Here is a 22,381-nt window from a genome sequence, read left to right on the forward strand (position 1 = left end):
TATGTCTCCAAATGATTATGAAGAACTGTATCGTAGAATCCAGAAAGACGAATTGCTGATGGCAAGTTAAGATGAGGAAAACCTCATTTTAACTTGTACTAAATCTTGACATAGGACCAATCTATGACCGGATGTTGTAAAGGTATATGGCTTTATAATATCCGGTTATCGTAACAATCACAATATTCATGCCAATTCAGGCACATATCAGAAAGAGATGCAGAGGAATTCTATCAGTGTTCAGTTGAGAGAGTCTTGATATTATATTTCCTTTGAAGTAAAATAAAATCGGCTTTAAGTATGATGGAAAAGAGGGGGCCTTTATAATGAATGTGATGCCAGTATCAGAATTGATTGATAAAGTGAAGCGAATATGCCAGGATCATGGCGTAGAACGATTGGATTTGTTTGGTTCTTTTGCTACAGGTACTGCATTGCCAACCAGTGATATTGATTTTGTGGTATATGGGTGTAAAGATGTTGAAAAGCTTGAACGAGAACTGGAAGAAATTGACACGCTGCGAAAGATAGACATTTTTGATTATGACAGTATTCACAATGAATTTCTTTTGGAGGATATAAAAAATTATGGAAAGCAAATATATTAATCGATACAATACATTTTGTAAAAGTTTGAAAAATCTGGAAAAGAGTAGAACTGCGGATCCGAAAGCTGATTTTGTTCTGGAAGGTACAGTATTGAATTTTTCACTTACTTTTGATATCTCATGGAAAGTTATGAAAGATATTCTGGTAAAACAGCTTGGTGTCCTTGATTTTGCCATCGGTTCTCCACGGGCAACTTTGCAACAGGCTTTTACGAACCATATGATAGATGATGATCAGTGGATGGTAATGTTGAAGACTCGAAATCAACTTGCCCATGATTATGACGGAACTTTTGCAAAAGAAAGATTTCAGGATATTATAAATGTGTATTATCCATTGTTTGTGAAATTTCAGGACACAGCTAAAAAGTATTATGAGGACATTACAGAATAAATGATAGGACAGAGATAAAAAGGACAGATTATGGATATCAAGAGAGCAAAACAAGAGATTAAGGATTCGATTGAAGCGTATTTGAAGAAAGATGCGGATGGGGAGTATATGATACCGGCGATCCGTCAGCGCCCGATTCTTCTGATGGGGCCTCCGGGAATCGGTAAGACACAGATCATGGAGCAGATTGCGAAGGAGTATAAGATTGGACTGGTGTCTTATACGATCACGCATCATACGCGGCAGAGTGCTATCGGTCTGCCGTTTATTCAGGAGAAGATGTACGGCGGCAAGAAGCATTCGGTCACAGAGTATACCATGAGTGAGATCATTGCTTCGGTGTATGATAAGATAGAGGCTACAGGAATCAAAGAGGGAATCCTCTTCATAGATGAGATTAACTGTGTGTCAGAGACTTTGGCACCGACAATGCTGCAGTTCTTGCAGTGTAAGATGTTCGGCAACCAGAAAGTGCCGGAAGGATGGATCATTGTGGCAGCGGGGAATCCGCCGGAGTATAATAAGTCCGTGCGGGACTTTGATATCGTGACTTTGGATCGCATCAAGAAGATTGATGTGGAAGAGAATTATGAAGTGTGGAAGGAATATGCTTATCAGGCGGAGATTCATCCGGCGATTCTGGCATATCTTGAGATCCGCAAGGATCATTTTTACCGGATTGAGACGACGGTAGATGGAAAGGTATTTGCAACAGCCCGTGGCTGGGAAGATCTGTCTCAGCTTTTGAAGGTATATGAAGCTTTGGGTAAAAAAGCAGACCGTGAGGTGGTCCATCAGTATATCCAGCACTGGAAGATTGCTAAGGATTTTGCCAATTATCTGGTGTTATATGAGAAATATAAGAAGGATTATGGTCTGGAGAAGATTATAGAAGGCTGTTATAGTAAAGAGACTCTGGAACAGCTGAATTATGCTCCGTTTGATGAACGGCTGAGTGTGGTTCATATGTTGATTGGAAGACTGGGAAGTCTGTTCAAGGAATACTTTGTAGAAGATCAGTATGTGACGATGCTGTATGAATATCTACGACTGTACAAGGAGAATCTGGATCTGGAAGAAGTGACTGCTCAGGCGGAAGGTGCTTATGAGACCTTGCGTAAGGCAGAGCAGTTGACGAAACTGCAGGATAAGATTTATCGAAAGGTTGTTGAGACTTTAGAGCGGTTCGGACAGATGGTGCAGCAAGATCATCTTACAAGTGAGGCGGCATTTGCCAGGGTAAAAGAGGAATTTCAACAGTCAGTGGAAGTACGGGAGCAAGTAGTGGAACATACATTACAGTCACTGAATCATGCGTTTGATTTTATGGAAGATGCATTTGGGGACAGTCAGGAGATGGTTGCCTTCGTCACAGAACTGAATACGAATTATTACAGTATTCAGTTCCTGAAAGACAATGATTGTGATAAATATTATCGCTATAACAAGCGGTTACTGTTCGATGAACAGCAGCAGGAGATCCTGAAGGAATTAGATGAAGTGGAACAGGATCTGAATACTGCTTTGAAATAAGAGGAGGAGAAAGAAGAATGTTATTCGTATATTATCCAAAATGCAGTACTTGCCAGAGGGCAAAGAAATGGCTGGAAGAGAAGCAGATTATATTTGAAGCGCGGGATGTTAAGCTTCAGAATCCTACGAAAGAGGAATTGATCGAATGGCATCAGAGAAGTGGACTTCCATTGAAGAAATTTTTTAATACCAGTGGTATGCTCTATCGGGAGATGCAGTTAAAGGACCGGCTTCCTGAGATGTCTGAAGAAGAGCAGTATGACTTGCTGGCTTCTGATGGAATGCTGGTGAAGCGTCCGATTGTTGTGACGGATGATCTGGTGTTGGTCGGATTCCGTGAGAAAGAGTGGGAAAAGCTAGTATAACTTGGATAATTTTTGTGTTTTTTATTGACAGCAATCGAAAGAATTTCTATAATATCAATTACGGTAAGGGAGTAGTTGGCGCTAAGAATGCGTAGTTTTGTCAACATACTGATGCACAAGGCATCTGGCATTACTTTAAATGATGAGACTTATCCGTGGATATGCCACGGATAGGTCTTTTTATATGCACTCCTGTTGCCGGGTATCCGGAAGATAGAATATTCACAAAAGGAGAAGGAATATGGGATTGATAGAATTATTTTTGATTGCGGTAGGCTTGTCTATGGATGCATTTGCAGTATCTGTCTGTAAGGGCCTTGCGATGAAGCGGTGTACGTGGAGCAAGGCGGGGATTGTTGGACTGTATTTTGGTGGATTTCAGGCATTGATGCCGTTGATTGGTTATATTTTGGGTGTGCAGTTTAAAGATGTCATTACTTCGGTTGATCATTGGATTGCGTTTATCCTGTTGGGAATCATAGGAGGAAATATGATTCGGGAAGCACTGGGTTCCTGTGATGAGTGCGAGGAGACGGATGAGTCATTGGATGTGAGAACCATGTTGGGTCTTGCGGTGGCAACCAGTATTGATGCATTGGCAGTTGGGGTGACATTTGCCTTTTTACAGGTAAATATTGTACCTGCAGTAAGTTTTATTGGGGTGATTACATTTACTTTATCCGTCGCAGGTGTTAAAATAGGCAATGTATTCGGAACAAAATACCAGACGAAAGCAGAGATTATTGGCGGTATTATCCTGGCTCTTATGGGATGTAAGATTCTGCTGGAGCATCTGGGCGTAATATAGAGACGAATGACGTAGAAGTAATGTTCAGAAAAAAGGAGAAGACTGATGAAGTGGAATCAATTTCGTTTGACGACGACAACAGAAGCAGAAGATATTGTCAGCAGTATGTTGATGGATCTGGGAATCCAGGGGGTACAGATTGAGGATAAGGTACCTTTGACTCAGGGAGACAAAGAGCAGATGTTCGTAGACATATTGCCGGATATGCCGGAAGATGACGGAAAGGCTTATCTGACGTTTTATCTGGATGAAGATGAGGACGCAGGAGCCATCCTGATGCAGGTGCGCAGAGAACTGGAAGAGATGAGAAGTTATCTGGACGTGGGTGAGTGCACGATTGAGGAGTCTCAGACAGAGGATGTAGACTGGGTGAATAACTGGAAGAAGTATTTTCACCAGTTTTATATTGATGATATCCTTGTAATTCCGTCCTGGGAGAATGTCGAGCCGAAGGATCAGGATAAGATGATCATTCATATCGATCCGGGAACTGCATTTGGAACAGGAATGCATGAGACGACCCAGCTTTGTATCCGCCAGTTGAAGAAATACGTGACGGAAGATACAGAGATCCTGGATGTGGGATGTGGAAGCGGAATCCTGGGGATGTTGGCACTCAAATTTGGAGCAAAGCATTCTGTAGGTACGGATCTGGATCCATGTGCGATTGATGCTACCCATGAGAATATGGAAGTCAATGGGATTCGGAAAGATCAGTATGAAGTCATGATTGGCAATATTATTGATGACAAGGAAGTTCAGGATAAAGTCGGATATGAGAAATACGATATTGTAGTGGCAAATATTCTGGCAGATGTTCTGATCCCGTTGACGCCGGTCATTCTCCATCAACTGAAGGCTGGCGGAATCTATATTACCAGTGGTATTATAGATGTGAAAGAAGAAGTGGTTGTAGAAGCTGTGAAGGCATCTGGCCTTGAGGTCCTGGAAGTGAATCATCAGGGAGAATGGGTGTCTGTTACAGCGAGAAAGAATTAGGAGCAGAGTATGCAGCATTTTTTTGTGACACCTTCACAGGTGAAGGAAGAATGGATCTATGTGGAAGGGTCTGATGTGAATCATATGAAGAATGTTCTGCGCATGCGTACAGGAGAAGAATTGATGGTCAGTGATGGCAATAATCTCCAGTATCGGTGTGCGGTAGAGCGTTATGAGGAAGAACTGGCGGTGTTGAAGATCCTGGAAGAATTGCCGGTGGATACAGAGTTGCCTTCGAAGATCTATCTGTTCCAGGGATTGCCGAAGCAGGATAAGATGGAACTGATCGTACAGAAATCGGTAGAATTGGGAGTTTATCAGGTTATTCCTGTGGCAACAAAGCGTGCGGTCGTGAAGCTGGATGCGAAGAAGGCTGCCAGGAAGGTGGAACGATGGCAGCAGATTGCCCAGAGCGCAGCGAAGCAGGCAGGGCGAGGATATATCCCGGAAGTGGCAGACGTAATGTCTTATCGTGAGGCATTGGAGTGTGCTTCGAAGCTAGATGTTGTACTGATTCCATATGAACTTGCTGAGGGGATGAAGGAGACCAAATCTGTGATTGAATCCATTTATCCCGGACAATCGATTGGAATCTTCATCGGGCCAGAAGGTGGATTCGAGAAAGAGGAAGTAGAACAGGCGTTAGAGTATGGTGCCCATGCAATAACATTGGGAAAGAGAATCTTGCGGACAGAGACGGCAGGACTTACGACATTATCCGTTTTGATGTTCCATTTGGAAGGGTAATCACATAATCTGGTAGTAAGAAGAAGCATAGGAAGTGAAAATGATGAAAGAGATCTATTTGGACAATTCTGCGACGACCCGGGCTTATGACAGTGTCGGGGATCTTGTGCGGAAGGTAATGTGTGAAGACTATGGCAATCCGTCTTCCATGCATGCAAAAGGCGTGGAGGCAGAGAAGTATATAAAAGAAGCAAAGGAGACATTTGCGAAGCTTTTGAAGGTTCAGGAGAAGGAAGTGTTCTTTACTTCTGGCGGAACAGAGAGTGATAATCTGGCGCTGATTGGTGCTGCAAGAGCGAATCACAGGGCTGGAAAACATCTGATCACAACATCCATTGAACATCCGGCAATCATTAATACGATGCGATATCTGGAGGAAGAGGAAGGTTTTCGTGTTACCTATCTTCCTGTTGATAAGTACGGAAGAGTGAAGCTGGATGCTTTGCAGGATGCGCTTTGTAAGGATACGATTCTGGTGTCCATTATGTATGTGAATAATGAAGTAGGATCGGTGCAGCCCATACAGGAAGCTGCAAGTATTGTGAAGGCTTATAATAAGAATATCCTGTTCCATGTAGATGCAGTACAGGGCTTTGGCAAGTATCATATATATCCGAAGAAATTAAAGGTAGATATGTGTTCTATCAGTGGCCATAAGATCCATGGCCCGAAAGGAACGGGGGCATTATATATCGGTGAGAATGTTAAGATCAAGCCAATCGTATTCGGAGGCGGACAGCAGAAGGATATCCGTTCCGGTACGGAAAATGTTCCGGGAATTGCCGGACTTTCTCTGGCAGCCAGGACGATTTACAAGGATCTGGACGCCAAAGTGGCAAAGATGCGAGAATTGAAGCAGCATTTTATCGATGGCGTCAGTCAGATTGAGGATATAACGATTCATGGATTGTATGATGAGACTTCAGCACCGCATATTATCAGCGTGGGATTTGCTGGAATTCGAAGTGAAGTACTTTTGCATGCGTTAGAAGATAAGGGGATCTATGTGTCTTCTGGTTCGGCATGTGCTTCCAATCATCCGCAGATCAGCGGCGTTCTCAAAGGGATTGGAGCAAAACAGGAATTCTTGGATGCGACGCTTAGGTTCAGTATGTCAGAATTTACAACCTTAGAAGAGATTGACGATACGCTGGAGACACTATATAATATAGTACCGATGTTGAGAAGATATACCAGACATTAGGAGAATCTGATAGGAGAATAGAAGATGAGATTTCATACTTTTTTGTTAAAATACGGTGAGATAGGAATTAAAGGAAAGAATCGCTACCTGTTTGAGGATGCACTCGTCAGACAGGTGCGCTTCGCCCTGAAGGATGTAGATGGAGAATTTCAGGTACACAAGTCTCAGGCAAGGATCTATGTGGACTGTGAGGGAGATTATGATTACGATGATGCAGTGGAGCATCTGAAGAGAGTATTCGGTGTGGTTGGAATCTGTCCGGTTGTCCGCATGGAAGATCGGGGGTTTGACCAGCTGAAAAAAGATGTAGTTGCATATATGGATGAAGTATATCCGGACAAGAATCTGACATTTAAGGTAGAATCCAGACGTGCCAGAAAGTCTTATCCAAAGAATTCTATGGAGATTAACTGTGATCTTGGAGAGGCGATTCTGGATGCATTTCCAGAGATTCGTGTAGATGTACATCACCCGGATGTGATGTTGAATGTGGAAGTGAGAAATGAAATCTACGTCTATTCTCAGATTATTCCTGGAGCAGGTGGAATGCCGGTTGGAACCAATGGAAAAGCGATGCTCCTGTTATCAGGAGGAATAGACAGCCCGGTAGCTGGTTATATGATATCCAAGCGCGGAGTAGGCATTGAGGCTACTTATTTCCATGCACCGCCGTATACCAGCGAACGTGCGAAGCAGAAGGTGATAGACCTGGCGAGAATCGTTTCTCGCTATTCTGGACCGATCAAGCTTCATGTAGTGAATTTTACAGATATTCAATTGTATATTTATGATCAGTGTCCGCACGATGAACTGACGATTATTATGCGTCGTTATATGATGCGTATTGCGGAGCATTTTGCAAAGGAAGATGGATGCCTTGGACTGATTACCGGAGAGAGTATTGGACAAGTAGCCAGTCAGACGATGCAGAGTCTGGCAGCAACGAACGATGTCTGTACGATTCCAGTCTATCGTCCGGTTATCGGATTCGACAAGCAGGAGATTGTAGACATCGCAGAGAAAATAGATACGTATGATACATCTATTCAGCCTTTTGAAGATTGTTGTACGATCTTTGTGGCAAAGCATCCGGTTACGAAGCCGAATATCGATGTGATCCGCCGTTCTGAAGAGAACTTGAGTGAGAAGATTGATCAGTTGGTACAGGAAGCAATTGATACTGTAGAGATTATCGAAGTGAAGTAAGCGTAATAGATCTGGTTGAGAAAAAAAGGTCAGACCCTGTAAGATACAAGGCCTGACCATTTTCCATCATTTTATTAGCAGATGTATGGTTTTAATGTCTCAAGAATTGTGTCGATTTCTGCATTGTCAGCATGGATATTCAGATCAATTGGTTTAGAAAGATCCAAACTGAAGATACCCATGATAGATTTTGCATCAATAACGTATCTTCCAGATACCAGATCAAAATCATAGTCGAACTTTGTGATATCATTTACAAAAGATTTTACCTTATCAATCGAATTTAAAGAAATCTGAACTGTTTTCATATTGGAAATACCTCCTTAGTTTCATTTCGTGTTCTATAAACATCTTAAGAGTAAGGGGTATAAAAGTCAAGGAACAATTTGCCAAAGAATATAAATTAATTTTAATGAATCTTACAACAATATGCATAGAAAGGGTTTGTGGAAAGATATGAAGAAAGTAGCATTACATAATCTGGGGTGTAAGGTCAATGCATATGAGACAGAGGCGATGCAGGAACTCCTGGAGGAACATGGCTATGAGATCGTCCCTTTTAAGGAAGGGGCAGACATCTATATTATTAATACATGTACGGTGACCAATATGGCGGACCGTAAATCACGGCAGATGCTGCACCGTGCCAGAAAGATGAATCCGCATGCGATTGTTGTGGCTTGTGGATGCTATGTGCAGGCGAAAGCGGACGGGTTGGATGAGTGCATTGATATTGTGGTCGGGAATAACCGCAAGAAAGATATTATTGAGATTTTAAAGGAGTATGAAAGAGGAAGGGAAGGTACCTGCCAGGAGATGGTGGATATTAACCATACGAAGGAGTATGAGGAAATGCATCTGACCAGAACAGCAGAGCATACCAGAGCATATATTAAAGTGCAGGATGGATGTAATCAGTTCTGTTCTTACTGTATTATTCCTTATGCAAGAGGAAGGGTTCGAAGTCGTGATCATGAAAGCGTACTTCGGGAAGTACAGGGGTTGGCTTCCAATGGATATAAGGAAGTCGTTCTGACAGGAATTCATCTGAGTTCTTATGGAATGGATACGGGAGATCATCTGTTGAATCTAATTCTGGATATTCATGAGGTTCCGGGAATTCAGAGAATCCGTCTCGGCTCTCTGGAACCGCGCATCATTACGGAAGAATTTGCACGTACTCTTGCCAGTCTTCCGAAGATGTGTCCGCATTTCCACTTGTCTTTGCAGAGTGGGTGTGATGCGACATTGAAGCGGATGAATCGTCGCTATACGGCAGAAGAGTATTATGAGAAGTGTGTCCTTCTGCGGAAATATTTTCATAATCCAGCATTGACGACGGATGTAATCGTTGGATTCCCTGGGGAGACAGAAGAAGAGTTTGCACAGTCAAAAGCATTTGTAGATAAGGTGAATTTCTATGAGACGCATGTATTCAAGTATTCCAGACGTGAGGGTACCCTTGCAGCCAAGATGGAGAACCAGGTGCCGGAGACGGTGAAGACAGTCAGGAGTAATGAACTTCTGGAATTGAGCCGTAGAAAACAGAGGAATTATGAGGAAGCGTTGATTGGAACGACGCAGGAAGTATTGATGGAAGAAGAGATTCTTCACGAAGGAGAGAAGTACCAGGTGGGACATACGAAAGAGTATGTAAAAATTGGTCAGAAAACGACAGAGAATCTAACGAATCAACTGGTAAATGTAGAAATTGAGAGTCAGTTGCAAATAATGCATTGAATTTTTGGTGCTAATAGGGTAGAATAACATTGAAGTATTTTTGGAGGACGTGAGTATATGAAAGATTTAAGCAGCACTCAGTTTTTTCAGGTAGAAAGCGGTCCACAAATTCAAGCAAAAGATATACTTGAGATTGTGTACAAGGCATTGAGTGAAAAGGGATACAATCCTGTGAATCAGATTGTGGGTTATATTATGTCAGGAGACCCGACATATATTACCAGCCACAATGGAGCCAGAAGCCTGATCATGAAGATGGAGCGAGATGAATTGGTAGAAGAGATGCTTAAGACGTATATTGAGCATAATAAGTGGGTATAATTTCTATGAGAATCATGGGACTGGATTACGGTTCTAAGACCGTAGGAGTGGCAATCAGTGATCCTTTGGGAATTACTGCTCAAGGAATAGAGACCATATGCCGAAAGGACGAGAACAAACTGCGTAAGACCTGTGCACGGATTGAAGCGTTGATTGAAGAGTACGGGGTAGAGCGGATTGTACTTGGCCTTCCGAAGCATATGAATAATGATATTGGGGATCGGGCAGAACATTCAATAGAGTTTGGAAAGATGCTTTCCCGACGGACCGGCCTGGAAGTCGTGATGTGGGACGAGCGTCTGACTACAGTAGAAGCAGAACGGACTTTGATTGAGAATAAAGTAAGGCGAGAAGACCGCAAAAAATACATTGATAAAATTGCGGCTGTTTTTATATTACAAGGATATTTGGACTCGATTCACATGAACTAAAACCATTTTCGAGGTGTATATATATGGAAAAGATTAAATTCATGTCGGAAGAGATACAGGAAGAGATAGATTTTTTTGTGCTAGAGCAGACCAAGGTGAACGGGGTATCTTATATTCTGGTCACTGATTCGGAGGATGATGAAGCGGAATGTTTAATTCTGAAGGATACATCAGATGAAGCGTCAGCAGACAGCGTCTATGAGATCGTAGATGATGACGTGGAGCTTACTGCTGTTTCAAAAGTGTTTGAGGAACTGCTCGAGGATGTTGATATTGAAAGGTAATATACTATGTCTATCAGTAAAGAAAAGTTTAAAGAAATGCTGAAAGAAAAGGGTCTTAAAGTAACCAATCAGAGGTTGCTTGTATTGCAGGTGCTGGCAGAACACAGAGACAGACATATGACTGCAGAAGATATTTATGAACTGGTAAAAGAGGACTACCCGGAGATTGGGCTGGCAACTATTTACCGGACAGTGCAATTGTTATTAGAAATGCAATTGGTGGATCGTATCAATCTTGATGATGGATGTGTGCGTTATGAGATTGGTGAGTCTTTCGATGGAGTGGAAAGACACCATCACCATCATTTGATATGTAAAACTTGTGGGAAAGTGCTTCCTTTTAAGGATGATTTATTGGACGAACTGGAGCGTCATATAGAGGAAGAGACCGGTTTTCACGTGTTGGACCACGAATTAAAGTTCTATGGACAATGCCAAGAATGCCAGAAAGGGCAAAATTAGTACGGAGAAGCACGTGGAGGTGTAAATTTGAAAAAAGAGAACAACGGAAAATTGCGTATCATTCCGCTCGGAGGACTTGAGAAGATCGGAATGAACATTACTGCCTTCGAATATGAAGACAGTATTATTGTCGTGGATTGCGGTTTGGCATTCCCGGAAGATGATATGCTCGGAATCGATCTTGTGATTCCGGATGTGACATATCTGAAAGATAATATTCAGAAGGTAAAGGGATTTGTGATTACGCATGGACATGAAGATCATATCGGAGCTTTGTCCTATGTGCTGCGTGAGATGAATCTTCCTATCTATGCGACGAAGCTTACTATGGGTATTATTGAGAAGAAGCTTTCAGAGCATAATCTGCTTCGCAGCACCAGAAGAAAAGTAGTAAAGCATGGACAGTCTATTAATCTGGGGCAATTTAGAATTGAATTTATTAAGACAAATCACAGTATTCAGGATGCGGCAGCTCTGGCTATCTATTCACCGGCAGGAATTGTAGTCCATACCGGAGACTTTAAGGTGGACTACACACCTGTATTTGGCGATGCCATTGATCTTCAGCGCTTTGCTGAGATTGGTAAGAAAGGAGTTCTGGCATTGATGTCAGACAGTACCAATGCGGAGAGGAAAGGATTTACCCAGTCCGAGCGTACCGTGGGAATTACATTTGACCACATATTTGCAGAGCATCAGAATTCAAGAATTATCATTGCAACATTTGCTTCCAATGTAGATCGTGTGCAGCAGATCATCAATTCTGCATGCAAGTATAATCGTAAGGTTGTAGTAGAAGGAAGAAGCATGGTCAATATTATACAGGTTGCCCAGGAGTTAGGGTATCTGAATGTACCGGAAAATACATTGGTTGAGATTGATCAGTTGAAGAATTATCCGCCGGAAAAGACCGTGTTGATCACTACCGGAAGCCAGGGTGAGTCTATGGCTGCCCTGTCACGTATGGCAGCAGATGTGCATAAAAAAGTGTCCATTATGCCTGGAGATACGGTAATCTTCAGTTCGAATCCGATTCCAGGTAATGAAAAATCAGTTTCCAGGGTTATCAATGAACTCTCCTCCAAAGGAGCTAACGTTATATTCTCCGATGCCCATGTATCCGGTCATGCATGTCAGGAAGAATTAAAATTAATCTACTCCCTGGTAAAGCCAAAATACGCGATACCGGTACACGGCGAGTACCGTCACTTGAAAGCAAACGCAGGAGTTGCCATGAATCTTGGTATTCCAAAAGAGAATATTTTCATCCTGCAGTCAGGCGATGTATTGGAATTGAGTGATAAAGAGGCCAAAGTCGTAGATAAAGTACACACCGGCGAGATCCTCGTAGATGGTCTCGGAGTAGGAGATGTAGGAAATATCGTACTTCGTGACAGACAACATCTGGCAGAAGATGGAATCATGATCGTAGTACTTACATTAGAAAAAGGCAGTAACCAATTGCTGGCAGGACCTGACATTGTATCACGTGGATTTGTCTACGTCAGAGAATCAGAAGGTCTGATGGAAGAGGCTCGTAATATAGTGACAGAAGCAGTCGAAGATTGCCTGCTGCACCAGCGTAATGCCGACTGGAGCAAGATAAAAATGGTAATCCGCGATACCATGAATGAATTCATTTGGAAACGGACAAAAAGAAAACCAATGATCTTGCCAATTATTATGGATGTGTAAAAAGGTGAAAAAGGGGACGTAGTATTTTTTAATTTTACTACGTCCCATATTGCGATTTGTGGTGTACCAAAATGAAAAAAGGGGTGTCCCAAAATGATTGTTGATGAAAGAATGGTGACGTATATTCATTCTCTGGAGACGCCGGAGAGTCCGTTGATTGAGCAGATTGAGCAGGAGGCTTTGGATACGTATGTGCCGATTATCCGTAAGGAGACGCAGAGTTTTCTGAAGGTGTTGTTGATGATGAAGAAGCCTGTGCGGGTTCTTGAGGTGGGAACTGCGATTGGTTTTTCGGCGCTTTTGATGTGTGAGTATTTGCCGGAAAATGGGCATATTACGACGATTGAGAAGTATGAGAAGCGGATTCCGATTGCGCGGGAGAATTTTAAGCGTGCGGGCAAGGAAGATCGGATTACATTGATTGAAGGTGATGCGCTTGAGGTGATGCGTTCTTTGGAAGGGCCGTTTGATTTTATATTTATGGATGCGGCTAAGGGACAGTATATTCACTATATGCCGGAGGCGATTCGTCTGCTTTCTAAGGATGGTGTGTTGATGTCTGATAACGTGTTGCAGGATGGCGATATTATAGAATCACGGTTTGCAGTGGAACGGCGGAATCGTACGATTCACAGCCGGATGAGGGAATATCTGTATGAATTGAAGCATAATGACCAGTTACAGACATCCATTATACCACTGGGGGACGGTGTGGCTCTTAGTGTGAAGAAGACCATGACGGTAGAAGATAAAGGAGAATTACAGAATGAAGAATAGACGACCTGAACTCTTGATTCCAGCCAGCAGCCTGGAAGTATTGAAGACTGCGGTTATATTTGGCGCAGATGCAGTATATATTGGCGGTGAGGCTTTTGGACTTCGTGCGAAAGCGAAGAATTTCTCGATGGAAGATATGCGCGAAGGAATTGAATTTGCCCATGAGCATGGAGTGAGAGTTCATGTAACGGTAAATATTCTTGCCCACAATGATGATCTGGAGGGCGTAGAGGAATATTTGAGAGAATTGAAAGAAATAGGCCCGGATGCGTTAATTATCGCGGATCCGGCAATCTTTGAGATGGCAAAGGAGATATGTCCGGAGATTGAGCGTCACATCAGTACGCAGGCCAATAATACGAATTATGGAACGTATCGTTTCTGGTGGAAGCAAGGCGCGAAGCGAGTGGTATCTGCCAGAGAGCTGTCACTAAAAGAGATTAAGGAGATTCGGGAACGTATTCCGGAAGAGATGGAGATTGAAAGCTTCATTCATGGAGCTATGTGTATCTCTTATTCTGGAAGATGTCTGTTGAGTAATTATTTCACCGGACGCGATGCCAATCAAGGAGCATGTACGCATCCTTGCCGTTGGAAATATGCGGTGGTAGAGGAGACCAGACCAGGTGAATATATGCCGGTTTATGAGAATGAGCGTGGCACATATATCTTCAATTCGAAGGATCTGTGCATGATTGAGCATATTCCGGAGATGATTGATGCAGGAATTGACAGTTTCAAGATCGAAGGACGTATGAAAACGGCATTGTATGTGGCGACGGTAGCCAGAACTTACCGAAAGGCTATTGATGATTATCTGGAAGACCCGGAGAAATACAAAGCAAATATGCCATGGTATCTGGATCAGATCTCCAATTGTACTTATCGCCAGTTCACGACAGGGTTCTATTTTGGAAAGCCGAGCGAAGAGAGCCAGATCTATGACAGCAATACGTATGTCAAGGAGTATACTTATCTGGGAATCATCGGCGGTGAAAAGGATGGAATGTATCGGATTGAACAGAGAAATAAGTTTTCAGTCGGAGAGACGATCGAAATCATGAAACCGGATGGCCGCAACATCGAAGTGACGGTGAGACGAATCGTCGATGAAGATGGAAATGAGCAGGAGAGTGCGCCGCATCCGAAGCAGGTACTGTATATTGACTTTGGAGAAGAGGCAGAACAGTATGATATCCTGAGGCGTGCGGAACCTGAGACTTAGAAGAACTAATGTATGATAGGAATGTGAAAGAGCAGAAACCCTTGGAAGGATAAGGTGTTTCTGCTCTTTCTTTACATTTCCTGAAATATTTACAATAAATAAGTAATAATTGAGATTTAGCATTCTGCGTTTGTAGCTTCATTGCCAAGAAGCTCAGCAGCAGGAGTTTTCACACGCTTTTTAAATACCATACTTCCGAGCAATCCAGCTGTTATTCCACCGAGTACAGCAAAGACGAGTGCAAGAATTACTTTTACTGGTGAATTGAAAGCAAATGGTGCCAGAAGTCCAGGGATAGGGGAAGCAGTTCCCGGTGCATTATTGATGATATGGAACGCTGCCGCAGATATTCCGGCAAATCCGCCTCCGAAGAAGTTAGAACAATAGATCGGGATTGGGTTCGCGGTAATAATGTCAGCCTGTGTTAAAGGCTCCAACATCACTGCGATGACATTGCTTCTGTCACCTAATTTTAATTTTGAGAAAATGATTCCGTTCGTAAAGGATCCGCCGACACAGGCGATGGCAGCAATTCCCATAGCCAGTCCATCCAGGCTCAACATGGCAGTCAGTGCCATAGAACTGAGTGGAGATGTACAGATCATCTTTATAATACCACCAAGTAAGAATCCCATGACGATCGGAGACTGTTCGGTTGCAGCAGAGATCGTGCCGCCGATTTTTACTAATGTAGCATTAACCGCAGGGTTCACTGCAAATGCAATAAAACGTGCCATTGGTGCGATTAATAAAGCACCGCCGATCATGTTAAGACCTTCTGGCAATTTCTTTTCGATGATTGGAGAAACCAGACCAACGATATAGCCTGCAATAAATCCTGGCAAGATTCCGTAACCGCCGACAGCGACACCAGCAGTCACTGCAAAGACCGGATTAGCACCCATGGAGATAGGAACCATGATTGCAGCGGCTACGCCGCCAAGACTTCCGGAAGTTTCACCAACTGTACGGAAGAATTCAAGACCTAACAAGTCGCCAGTGATATATTTGTGAACTGCTTCTACCAAAAATGTGGCAATGGCAGCATTGGCCATACCGGACATAGCAAGCTGTCCTTTGGGCATTTTTAGACTGAATAAAGAAAAACCAGCCAATGTGATTAATAATAATCCGACTCCAGATAAAATTGTTAACATAGACATTCCCTCGCATTTCATATTGAATTTTTGAATAAGTTCCGTTTCTCTATTGATATAGTTAATATAATAACGAGACTTCAAAAAGTATCAAACGGTATCAAAATAGACGAAAAAAAAGAAGTATCATTAGAAATTTTGTGACATTTCACAAAAATACTCTAATGATACTGTATATAATAACGAAGAAAAATGTCTTTGAAATTATTAGTGGGACAGACAATATACCACCAAAGCATTCAGAAAGCTCTTGATCTTTACATTTCCATGCTTTTTAATTTTCCCGCGGATATAGTCCATCTCTTTTCGAACCTGCTCAAAATTATAAAGAGTATTCGAATATTCGGTAAATATTTCATTGCTGTAATCTTCAATTCCTAAGTGGGCCAGATTGACAAGCCCGGTGTTGACCGTTCGACGGATGCGCTGTTCCATGGATTTGGGTGAATCACTGAACTTGCTGCAAAGTTCATTTAATGTGGTGTCATTCATCTGTTCTTTATGCTCCATCAGGTATTCTGCAACCAGGGCAATATCTTTGCTTCCAATGTCTCCGATAATACCCAGCTGCTGTAAAACATTGCGGAGTGTAGAAGAAGATTCGCTGTTTGACGGAAGAGAAGATTCTGGCTTTATCTCTGGCTGCATACCTTCCAGGAATATATTTTGCATCTTGTTCATGGTACGCTGCATGGTAAGAGAACTACTGACTTTTTTTATGACTGTCTCGACCTCGATACTGTTAAGTGGTTTTTGGATAAAAAATTCAATACCTGCTTCATAGGCGGAAGCTATCATATCCTTGGAAGAGACTTGGGAAAGCATGATGTAGGATGCACCAGGAAGTTGGGCTTTTGCATGTTCCACAAAAGTGATTCCATCCATTTTAGGCATTAATAAGTCTACGATTACGATGTCCGGCTTGAGTGAAAGCAGATCATCCAAAGCATCCTGACCGTTATCGGCAGAGCCGCAGATGGTACCTAAGTTCCGTTCTGTAATAATGATTTTTAATATATTTCGGACATTTTGATCATCATCAATTAGGTAGAATTTCATAATTATGACCTCTTTTCAAGAATTTGTCTGGGAATCTGAATGGTAAATGTAGTTTTGCCAGGGCGGGAAGTAAGGTCTATCTTTCCATTCAGCTGGTTTTCGACCAGATCTTGTACTAGATTCAGTCCCAATCCTCGATTGACTTCCCCAGTTGTAAAATTAATCTTTGTAGAAAATCCAGGATGAAAAACTTCGTTAATATATTCTTCTTTGATACCGGGACCTTGATCGGTAACTTCAAATGTGCAGAAGTCTGAATCGGAAGTCTGAGATACTAAGATTGTCACACAAGACTCGGCAGCAGCTTCTATAGCATTATTAAATAGATTCCGAAAGACAGACATCAGTGCGTATTGCTTGTCTGTATAAAAATTATCGGAACATCTGACAGATAAGGAAAGTTCTTTTCCCTGTTCTCTTGCTGTCAGAGTGACAGAGTCTTTTAATAGTGTAAGAAGGTCTTCCAGATACATTCCATCGCTTTGAAATTCCTGGTCAAGCGCTTCAGATATTCCACGTAAGATCAACAAATATTCCTTTTTGATTTCATGGATATCTTTTGCCACCGACAGAGCAGATGAAGAGATCTCCGGATCTGTGTCAGATGCTTTTAGTTTTTCAAATAATCGATAAGAAGTGTTCATAGTCTCTTCGATAAGCGAGGTATTCTTGCGCATCCAGACCATTTCCCCATTTAATTTGGATATCAACAGAAGAAGGCGCTTGTAGCGATCTTCATGTTCTTGCTGTAAAAGTAATAACTTATATCGATCAAAAATGGTCAGGACGCACCAGATGACCAATGTACGCAGACAAGCGACCAATAAGATACTAAGTTGTGTCTTAACTGTTAAAGCATCATTTTGCATACGTAAAAAAAGTTCCGTAAAATTTGCTGTGTAGTCAATGAATATCAGTGGCAGAACAACCAATATTCTTGATAGGGTTCGATTCTTCAGCCAGTGCGTGTACAGGCAGAGAAGAAGACCGTAACAGATGTAAAATCCTGTCTCCGGGAAAAAAGAGGCTATACTTCCATCCAGCGTTCCCGATTGAAACCAGTTCATCAGTACACGCAAGGCGAATACGCCAAATGCAGAACAAAAAGTAACGGGAATCAGGGGGAAGTTCTCTGTCAAAAAGAAAAAGACAGGAATAAAAATAATGGCAATAGAAATCTTAAAATCTGCAATAAAAAGATTCATGCTAAGCTGTGCAACCAGTATGATAAATATACTATAATACAAAGTTTTATTCAGTTTGTGATTCATGACATACCCCAAATCGTCAATATAAATCCATAGTTATTTATATTTACTATAACTTTTTTGGCGCTTTTTGTATAGAGAAAATTGAATGGAAAAGCACAAAAGAAATTAAATTTACATAAACTATATTAAATACGCTTAGAGGTGCTTTCCTTGAAATCATTTCCCCAACCCCTCACTGCAGCGGAAGAAAGAGAATATCTGCAAAAATATACGGAGGGTGATCTTGAACTGAAACATATCTTAGTCGAGCGGAATCTGCGCCTCGTCGCTCATATCGTGAAAAAATATCAGTCTTATGAAGAAGAGGCGGAAGACCTATTATCCATCGGAACTATTGGACTTATCAAAGCGGTCGTAACATTTAATCCAGAAAAATGTGTTCGATTAGGGACATATGCGGCACGCTGTATTGAAAATGAAATCTTGATGTATCTTCGGGCCAAAAAAAAATCATCCAAAGAAATATCCTTGTATGAACCTATAGGAACCGACAGAGAAGGAAATGAAATTCAGCTTTTTGATATTATTGAGACAGAAGAGACAGATGCACATAAAAAAGTAGAACTAAGTGATGATATTCAGATATTATATGAGCGGGTAGAGTCAGAATTGTCACCAAGAGAAAGACTGGTATTGAAAATGCGGTATGGATTGTATAACGGAGAAGAGTATACACAGCGGGAGATTGCTAAGCAGTTAGGCATCTCTCGTTCTTATGTTTCAAGAATTGAAAAAAGTGCTATCGAAAAATTGCGAGGATATTTTTAAAAAGGGACATTGCACTGGGGACGGGGTTTTTGAAAAAACCCCCGTCCCCGATTCACAAATCCGAAAAGAGATGTTATAATATGGGATATGTGAAATTTATGAGATATTTCGATACGAAAGGTGAATTTATGTATGGGAAGTAACAATCTTTTTGCGGAATTGCCAAAGGGATCTATCTCTGAGATTATTATACAGAGAATTACGGATGCTTTGATCAGTGGGGAATTAAAGCCGGGCGATAAGATTCCGACAGAAATTGAATTTAGTGAGAAGCTTGGTGTAAGCCGCAATGCGATCCGGGAAGCGATTAAGGTGCTGGTCGCATTTGGAGTGTTGGAGATACGGCGTTCAGAAGGAACTTTTGTTGTTGAAGAATATAATAACAAATTATTGGATCCGTTGTTGTATGGATTGATTTTGTCTGAGCATTCGATGGAGGAACTTCTGGAGGTGAAGATTGCGGTGGCCAATTCAGTGCTGTATCTTGCGATCTTGAATGCTTCGGATGATGATATCCGTCAGTTGAGACAACTTGGTTTGGAATTTAAACGGATCATGAATGAGGCGCCGGCGGATATTGAGAAGATGTATCAGGCGAGTAAGCGTTTTAATGAATATTTGAGTGAAATATCTCAGAATAGGATGTTATATCAGTTGGACAGCATTATCCGTAAGATTGCATCATTTACAAGGCACAAAGCGATAGAAGTGTCGGTTGAGAGAAATCAGCTGAATGCACTCCCGGATAATTATCTGAAAGAGGTAGACATATTGGAAGCGAGAGATAAAAGTGCAATTGCAGCCTTTATGGATGAAAGATTAAAATTATGGCAGGATTTGCTGTTGTGAGAAAGATTGGTAAAAATTTATCAAATACGTTAAAATATCAACAAAATGAGGTTGTGTTTTTTGTATAGTTTACACAAAAAACCAACCTCATTTTGTTGATATATGCCGATTGAAATAGAACGTACAATGTAGTACATTAAACATACAATGATGGAACGATTTTAAGGAGGCAATAAGAATGGAAGCAAAAGAATATGTATTGGATCTGATTCAAAAAGGAAGAGCAGCACAGCAGGAATTTGAGCAGTTCTCACAGGAAGATGTAGATAAAGCTGTACGCGCGATCGGAAAAATTATCTATGACAATGGCGAAATGTTGGCAAAGATGGCTGTAGAAGAGACACGTATGGGAGTCTATGAGGATAAGATTAAAAAGAACAAAGGAAAATCAAAGGCTGTATGGAACAAATTAAAAGGTGTTAAGAGCCGTGGAATTATTGAATACGTGGAAGAGGAAGGCATTGTAAAAGTTGCAAAGCCAATTGGTGTTATTGGAGCTGTTTCTCCGACAACGAACCCTACCATGACTCCAATGCAGAATGCCATGATCGCATTGAAGGGGGGTAATGCAATCATCGTCGGACCACATCCACGTGCAAAGAAAACAGGGGTTGAAACTGTAAATCTTATGAGAGAGGCATTAAAGTCTGTAGGAGCTCCTGAGGATCTGATCCAGATTATCCCAGAACCAACCGTAGAACTGTCTGGCTTGTTGATGTCCGAGTGTGACGCTTGTATTTCTACAGGAGGTCCAGGAATGGTAAAGGCTGCGTATAAGAGTGGAAAACCGGCATTTGGTGTAGGAGCTGGAAATGTACAGACGCTGGTAGATACAGATGCGGATATTGCAGCAGTCGCAAAGAAAGTTGCCACAAGCCGTACTTATGATAATGGTGTTCTTTGTACTTGCGAACAGTGTGTACATATCCCGGCATCCAAACATGATGAGATGGTAGAAGAACTGGTAAAACAGGGTGCTTATTATATCAACAAACCAGAAGATGTTGAGACACTTCGAAAAGGTCTGTTCCCGAATGGTGTAATCAACAAAGACGCAGTAGGTGCTTCTGCAACATTTATCGCTGAGCTGGTAGGCCTGGAAGTTCCGGCGGATACAAGATTTTTACTGGTAGAGATTGAAAAATCTGGAGCAGAAGAGTGCCTTGCAAAAGAAAAACTGTGTCCGGTTCTGGCAATCAACAGCTATGATACCTGGGAAGAAGCAGTAGATAAGGCTGTCACAAACCTGAAAAATGAAGGAGCAGGCCACAGTGCCGTTGTTCATTCTAATACAAAAGAACATGTCGAGTATGCAGCAGAATTACTTCCGGTATCCCGTATTGGTGTAAACATGATCGGTTCTTCCGGACTTGGCGGTGGATTTGACAATGGTCTGAATCCAACAGCAACACTTGGATGCGGAACCTGGGGCAATAACTCCCTCAGCGAGAACTTATGGTGGAATCATCTTGTAAATATTGCAAGAATCGCATATGTATTGCCAGATAAGCCGATCCCGACAGATGAAGAGATCTGGGCTGAGTAGATTGGAGACATGTTATGATTCGTAGTTTTAAAGAGTTAATTGAAAAAGTACAGAATGGGGAGCCACAGACTTTGTCTGTGGCTGTTGCCCAAGATGCAGATGTTCTGTTGTCTGTCTGGAATGCATACCAGAATCGGATCATTCAAGGGGCATACCTGGTAGGAAATGAAAAAGAAATAAGAGAAATCGCGAAAGAACAGGGAATTGACCTGTCTAAATTTGAAATTGTAAATGAAGAAGAAAAGCCGGAAGCATGTGCAACTGCAATTAAGCTGGTAAGAGAAGGAAAAGCATCCCTTCCGATGAAAGGATTCGTAGATACTTCGGTTGCATTAAAGGCTTTATTGAATAAAGAATACGGATTAAGAACCGGAAATCTGATCTGTCACGTAGGATTGATGGAAGTAGCAGGATTTGACCGTATGTTTTTGTTAAGTGATTCTGCTATGACGATCGCGCCTACATTGGAACAGAAGGTAGATCTGATCAAGGCATGTACACAGATTGCACATGCTATGGGAAATGATAATCCGAAAGTGGCAGTTCTCTGCGCGGTAGAGAAGGTCAACCCTAAGATGCCGGCAACTCTGGATGCAGCAGAACTTACCAGGATGAATGAAGAAGGAGAGATCACTGGATGCATGGTCAAAGGTCCTCTTGCCATGGATAACGCAGTATCTGTTGAAGCTGCGCGCCATAAGGGAATTGACCATCCGGTGGCTGGAAATGCGGATATTCTGATCACACCGGATATTGAGGCGGGAAATATTCTGAATAAATCTATGGAATATTTTGCAAAATGTGAAAAAGCCGGATGTATTATGGGTGCTGCAAAACCTATGGTTTTGACATCCAGAGCAAGTTCGGATACATCCAAGATGAATTCTATTGCACTTGCTGTACTTGCTGCGCAGGCAGTGGGAAAGAATTAA

The 22,381-nt window shown here is 42.0% G+C and carries 25 protein-coding genes; 21 read left to right on the forward strand and 4 right to left on the reverse strand.

Annotated features, from left to right (window positions below):
- Positions 1 to 326 precede the first annotated feature (326 nt).
- The 9 genes from ABE613_RS06585 (at position 327) to thiI (ending at position 7,864) form a co-directional block, all read left to right on the forward strand.
- On the forward strand, positions 327 to 608 hold the full coding sequence (locus ABE613_RS06585) for a nucleotidyltransferase family protein (protein WP_235232142.1): 282 nt from the start codon (positions 327 to 329) through the stop codon (positions 606 to 608).
- The gene (locus ABE613_RS06590; protein WP_235232143.1) at positions 589 to 1,002 is read left to right on the forward strand and encodes an HI0074 family nucleotidyltransferase substrate-binding subunit; all 414 of its coding nucleotides are present in this window, start codon (positions 589 to 591) and stop codon (positions 1,000 to 1,002) included. Before ABE613_RS06585 ends, ABE613_RS06590 begins: the two co-directional genes overlap by 20 nt.
- 30 nt (positions 1,003 to 1,032) lie before the next feature.
- Positions 1,033 to 2,535, forward strand: coding sequence for an ATP-binding protein (locus ABE613_RS06595; RefSeq protein WP_235232144.1), 1,503 nt, complete (start codon positions 1,033 to 1,035; stop codon positions 2,533 to 2,535).
- 17 nt (positions 2,536 to 2,552) lie between these two features.
- On the forward strand, positions 2,553 to 2,900 hold the full coding sequence (locus ABE613_RS06600) for an arsenate reductase family protein (RefSeq protein ID WP_235232147.1): 348 nt from the start codon (positions 2,553 to 2,555) through the stop codon (positions 2,898 to 2,900).
- A gap of 241 nt (positions 2,901 to 3,141) precedes the next feature.
- Positions 3,142 to 3,708 carry a manganese efflux pump MntP gene (locus ABE613_RS06605; protein WP_347375992.1) on the forward strand — a complete coding sequence of 189 codons (567 nt, stop codon included), beginning with the start codon at positions 3,142 to 3,144 and terminating at the stop codon, positions 3,706 to 3,708.
- Positions 3,709 to 3,753: 45 nt separating this feature from the next.
- Positions 3,754 to 4,707 carry a 50S ribosomal protein L11 methyltransferase gene (gene prmA / locus ABE613_RS06610; protein WP_235232149.1) on the forward strand — a complete coding sequence of 318 codons (954 nt, stop codon included), beginning with the start codon at positions 3,754 to 3,756 and terminating at the stop codon, positions 4,705 to 4,707.
- Between the two features lie 9 nt (positions 4,708 to 4,716).
- Positions 4,717 to 5,454, forward strand: coding sequence for a 16S rRNA (uracil(1498)-N(3))-methyltransferase (locus tag ABE613_RS06615; RefSeq protein ID WP_235232150.1), 738 nt, complete (start codon positions 4,717 to 4,719; stop codon positions 5,452 to 5,454).
- A 43-nt stretch (positions 5,455 to 5,497) separates the two neighbouring features.
- Positions 5,498 to 6,658: a cysteine desulfurase family protein gene (locus tag ABE613_RS06620; RefSeq protein WP_235232151.1), complete on the forward strand. Its 1,161-nt coding sequence runs from the start codon at positions 5,498 to 5,500 to the stop codon at positions 6,656 to 6,658.
- 24 nt (positions 6,659 to 6,682) lie between these two features.
- Positions 6,683 to 7,864, forward strand: a complete 1,182-nt coding sequence (thiI, locus tag ABE613_RS06625; RefSeq protein ID WP_347375993.1) for a tRNA uracil 4-sulfurtransferase ThiI — start codon at positions 6,683 to 6,685, stop codon at positions 7,862 to 7,864.
- A gap of 74 nt (positions 7,865 to 7,938) precedes the next feature.
- Here thiI and ABE613_RS06630 read toward each other — a convergent pair whose 3' ends face one another.
- The gene (locus ABE613_RS06630; RefSeq protein WP_235232153.1) at positions 7,939 to 8,172 is read right to left on the reverse strand and encodes an HPr family phosphocarrier protein; all 234 of its coding nucleotides are present in this window, start codon (positions 8,170 to 8,172) and stop codon (positions 7,939 to 7,941) included.
- Between the two features lie 148 nt (positions 8,173 to 8,320).
- Here ABE613_RS06630 and mtaB point away from each other — a divergent pair, with 148 nt between their 5' ends.
- From mtaB to ABE613_RS06670, 8 genes are all read left to right on the forward strand, one after another.
- Positions 8,321 to 9,604: a tRNA (N(6)-L-threonylcarbamoyladenosine(37)-C(2))-methylthiotransferase MtaB gene (mtaB, locus tag ABE613_RS06635; RefSeq protein WP_347375994.1), complete on the forward strand. Its 1,284-nt coding sequence runs from the start codon at positions 8,321 to 8,323 to the stop codon at positions 9,602 to 9,604.
- Between the two features lie 57 nt (positions 9,605 to 9,661).
- A complete protein-coding gene (locus ABE613_RS06640; RefSeq protein WP_235232156.1) occupies positions 9,662 to 9,925 on the forward strand; it encodes an IreB family regulatory phosphoprotein in 264 nt (87 codons plus the stop codon).
- A gap of 5 nt (positions 9,926 to 9,930) precedes the next feature.
- A complete protein-coding gene (gene ruvX / locus ABE613_RS06645) occupies positions 9,931 to 10,356 on the forward strand; it encodes a Holliday junction resolvase RuvX (RefSeq protein WP_235232158.1) in 426 nt (141 codons plus the stop codon).
- Between the two features lie 23 nt (positions 10,357 to 10,379).
- On the forward strand, positions 10,380 to 10,640 hold the full coding sequence (locus ABE613_RS06650) for a DUF1292 domain-containing protein (RefSeq protein WP_235232159.1): 261 nt from the start codon (positions 10,380 to 10,382) through the stop codon (positions 10,638 to 10,640).
- A 6-nt stretch (positions 10,641 to 10,646) separates the two neighbouring features.
- The gene (locus ABE613_RS06655) at positions 10,647 to 11,102 is read left to right on the forward strand and encodes a Fur family transcriptional regulator (protein WP_235232161.1); all 456 of its coding nucleotides are present in this window, start codon (positions 10,647 to 10,649) and stop codon (positions 11,100 to 11,102) included.
- Positions 11,103 to 11,129: 27 nt separating this feature from the next.
- Complete coding sequence (locus ABE613_RS06660) at positions 11,130 to 12,797, forward strand: ribonuclease J (protein ID WP_347375995.1); 1,668 nt, start codon at positions 11,130 to 11,132, stop codon at positions 12,795 to 12,797.
- A gap of 93 nt (positions 12,798 to 12,890) precedes the next feature.
- Positions 12,891 to 13,574 (forward strand): O-methyltransferase, encoded by a 684-nt coding sequence (locus ABE613_RS06665; RefSeq protein ID WP_235232163.1) that lies wholly within the window; start codon positions 12,891 to 12,893, stop codon positions 13,572 to 13,574.
- Complete coding sequence (locus tag ABE613_RS06670; protein WP_347375996.1) at positions 13,564 to 14,799, forward strand: peptidase U32 family protein; 1,236 nt, start codon at positions 13,564 to 13,566, stop codon at positions 14,797 to 14,799. The genes ABE613_RS06665 and ABE613_RS06670 overlap by 11 nt, the downstream gene beginning before the upstream one ends.
- Before the next feature lie 116 nt (positions 14,800 to 14,915).
- Here the strand turns inward: ABE613_RS06670 and ABE613_RS06675 are convergent, their stop codons facing one another.
- The 3 genes from ABE613_RS06675 to ABE613_RS06685 all read right to left on the reverse strand — a co-directional run bounded on the left by ABE613_RS06675 (position 14,916) and on the right by ABE613_RS06685 (position 18,286).
- Positions 14,916 to 15,956: a PTS sugar transporter subunit IIC gene (locus tag ABE613_RS06675; RefSeq protein WP_235232165.1), complete on the reverse strand. Its 1,041-nt coding sequence runs from the start codon at positions 15,954 to 15,956 to the stop codon at positions 14,916 to 14,918.
- A gap of 207 nt (positions 15,957 to 16,163) precedes the next feature.
- A complete protein-coding gene (locus ABE613_RS06680) occupies positions 16,164 to 17,015 on the reverse strand; it encodes a response regulator (RefSeq protein WP_347375997.1) in 852 nt (283 codons plus the stop codon).
- 2 nt (positions 17,016 to 17,017) lie between these two features.
- The gene (locus ABE613_RS06685; protein ID WP_347375998.1) at positions 17,018 to 18,286 is read right to left on the reverse strand and encodes a sensor histidine kinase; all 1,269 of its coding nucleotides are present in this window, start codon (positions 18,284 to 18,286) and stop codon (positions 17,018 to 17,020) included.
- Positions 18,287 to 18,436: 150 nt separating this feature from the next.
- On the opposite strand from ABE613_RS06685, the gene sigK reads away from it, so the two are divergent.
- The 4 genes from sigK (at position 18,437) to ABE613_RS06705 (ending at position 22,381) form a co-directional block, all read left to right on the forward strand.
- Positions 18,437 to 19,054, forward strand: a complete 618-nt coding sequence (gene sigK, locus ABE613_RS06690) for an RNA polymerase sporulation sigma factor SigK (protein WP_347375999.1) — start codon at positions 18,437 to 18,439, stop codon at positions 19,052 to 19,054.
- A gap of 132 nt (positions 19,055 to 19,186) precedes the next feature.
- Positions 19,187 to 19,903, forward strand: a complete 717-nt coding sequence (locus ABE613_RS06695; protein WP_235232169.1) for a FadR/GntR family transcriptional regulator — start codon at positions 19,187 to 19,189, stop codon at positions 19,901 to 19,903.
- A 178-nt stretch (positions 19,904 to 20,081) separates the two neighbouring features.
- Entirely contained in the window at positions 20,082 to 21,449 is a 1,368-nt protein-coding gene (locus ABE613_RS06700) for an aldehyde dehydrogenase family protein (protein WP_235232170.1), read from the forward strand.
- 14 nt (positions 21,450 to 21,463) lie between these two features.
- Complete coding sequence (locus ABE613_RS06705; RefSeq protein ID WP_347376000.1) at positions 21,464 to 22,381, forward strand: phosphate butyryltransferase; 918 nt, start codon at positions 21,464 to 21,466, stop codon at positions 22,379 to 22,381.

It is taken from the genome of Dorea chungnamensis (assembly GCF_039832125.1).
Taxonomy (GTDB): Bacteria; Bacillota; Clostridia; order Lachnospirales; family Lachnospiraceae; genus JAFBIX01.

Coding starts and splice junctions, on each gene's coding strand:
- ABE613_RS06585 (WP_235232142.1), top strand. CDS start 327: ATGAATGTGATGCCAGTATCAGAATTGATTGATAAAGTGAAGCGAATA.
- ABE613_RS06590 (WP_235232143.1), top strand. CDS start 589: ATGGAAAGCAAATATATTAATCGATACAATACATTTTGTAAAAGTTTG.
- ABE613_RS06595 (WP_235232144.1), top strand. CDS start 1,033: ATGGATATCAAGAGAGCAAAACAAGAGATTAAGGATTCGATTGAAGCG.
- ABE613_RS06600 (WP_235232147.1), top strand. CDS start 2,553: ATGTTATTCGTATATTATCCAAAATGCAGTACTTGCCAGAGGGCAAAG.
- ABE613_RS06605 (WP_347375992.1), top strand. CDS start 3,142: ATGGGATTGATAGAATTATTTTTGATTGCGGTAGGCTTGTCTATGGAT.
- prmA (WP_235232149.1), top strand. CDS start 3,754: ATGAAGTGGAATCAATTTCGTTTGACGACGACAACAGAAGCAGAAGAT.
- ABE613_RS06615 (WP_235232150.1), top strand. CDS start 4,717: ATGCAGCATTTTTTTGTGACACCTTCACAGGTGAAGGAAGAATGGATC.
- ABE613_RS06620 (WP_235232151.1), top strand. CDS start 5,498: ATGAAAGAGATCTATTTGGACAATTCTGCGACGACCCGGGCTTATGAC.
- thiI (WP_347375993.1), top strand. CDS start 6,683: ATGAGATTTCATACTTTTTTGTTAAAATACGGTGAGATAGGAATTAAA.
- ABE613_RS06630 (WP_235232153.1), bottom strand. CDS start 8,172: ATGAAAACAGTTCAGATTTCTTTAAATTCGATTGATAAGGTAAAATCT.
- mtaB (WP_347375994.1), top strand. CDS start 8,321: ATGAAGAAAGTAGCATTACATAATCTGGGGTGTAAGGTCAATGCATAT.
- ABE613_RS06640 (WP_235232156.1), top strand. CDS start 9,662: ATGAAAGATTTAAGCAGCACTCAGTTTTTTCAGGTAGAAAGCGGTCCA.
- ruvX (WP_235232158.1), top strand. CDS start 9,931: ATGAGAATCATGGGACTGGATTACGGTTCTAAGACCGTAGGAGTGGCA.
- ABE613_RS06650 (WP_235232159.1), top strand. CDS start 10,380: ATGGAAAAGATTAAATTCATGTCGGAAGAGATACAGGAAGAGATAGAT.
- ABE613_RS06655 (WP_235232161.1), top strand. CDS start 10,647: ATGTCTATCAGTAAAGAAAAGTTTAAAGAAATGCTGAAAGAAAAGGGT.
- ABE613_RS06665 (WP_235232163.1), top strand. CDS start 12,891: ATGATTGTTGATGAAAGAATGGTGACGTATATTCATTCTCTGGAGACG.
- ABE613_RS06670 (WP_347375996.1), top strand. CDS start 13,564: ATGAAGAATAGACGACCTGAACTCTTGATTCCAGCCAGCAGCCTGGAA.
- ABE613_RS06675 (WP_235232165.1), bottom strand. CDS start 15,956: ATGTTAACAATTTTATCTGGAGTCGGATTATTATTAATCACATTGGCT.
- ABE613_RS06680 (WP_347375997.1), bottom strand. CDS start 17,015: ATGAAATTCTACCTAATTGATGATGATCAAAATGTCCGAAATATATTA.
- ABE613_RS06685 (WP_347375998.1), bottom strand. CDS start 18,286: ATGAATCACAAACTGAATAAAACTTTGTATTATAGTATATTTATCATA.
- ABE613_RS06695 (WP_235232169.1), top strand. CDS start 19,187: ATGGGAAGTAACAATCTTTTTGCGGAATTGCCAAAGGGATCTATCTCT.
- ABE613_RS06700 (WP_235232170.1), top strand. CDS start 20,082: ATGGAAGCAAAAGAATATGTATTGGATCTGATTCAAAAAGGAAGAGCA.
- ABE613_RS06705 (WP_347376000.1), top strand. CDS start 21,464: ATGATTCGTAGTTTTAAAGAGTTAATTGAAAAAGTACAGAATGGGGAG.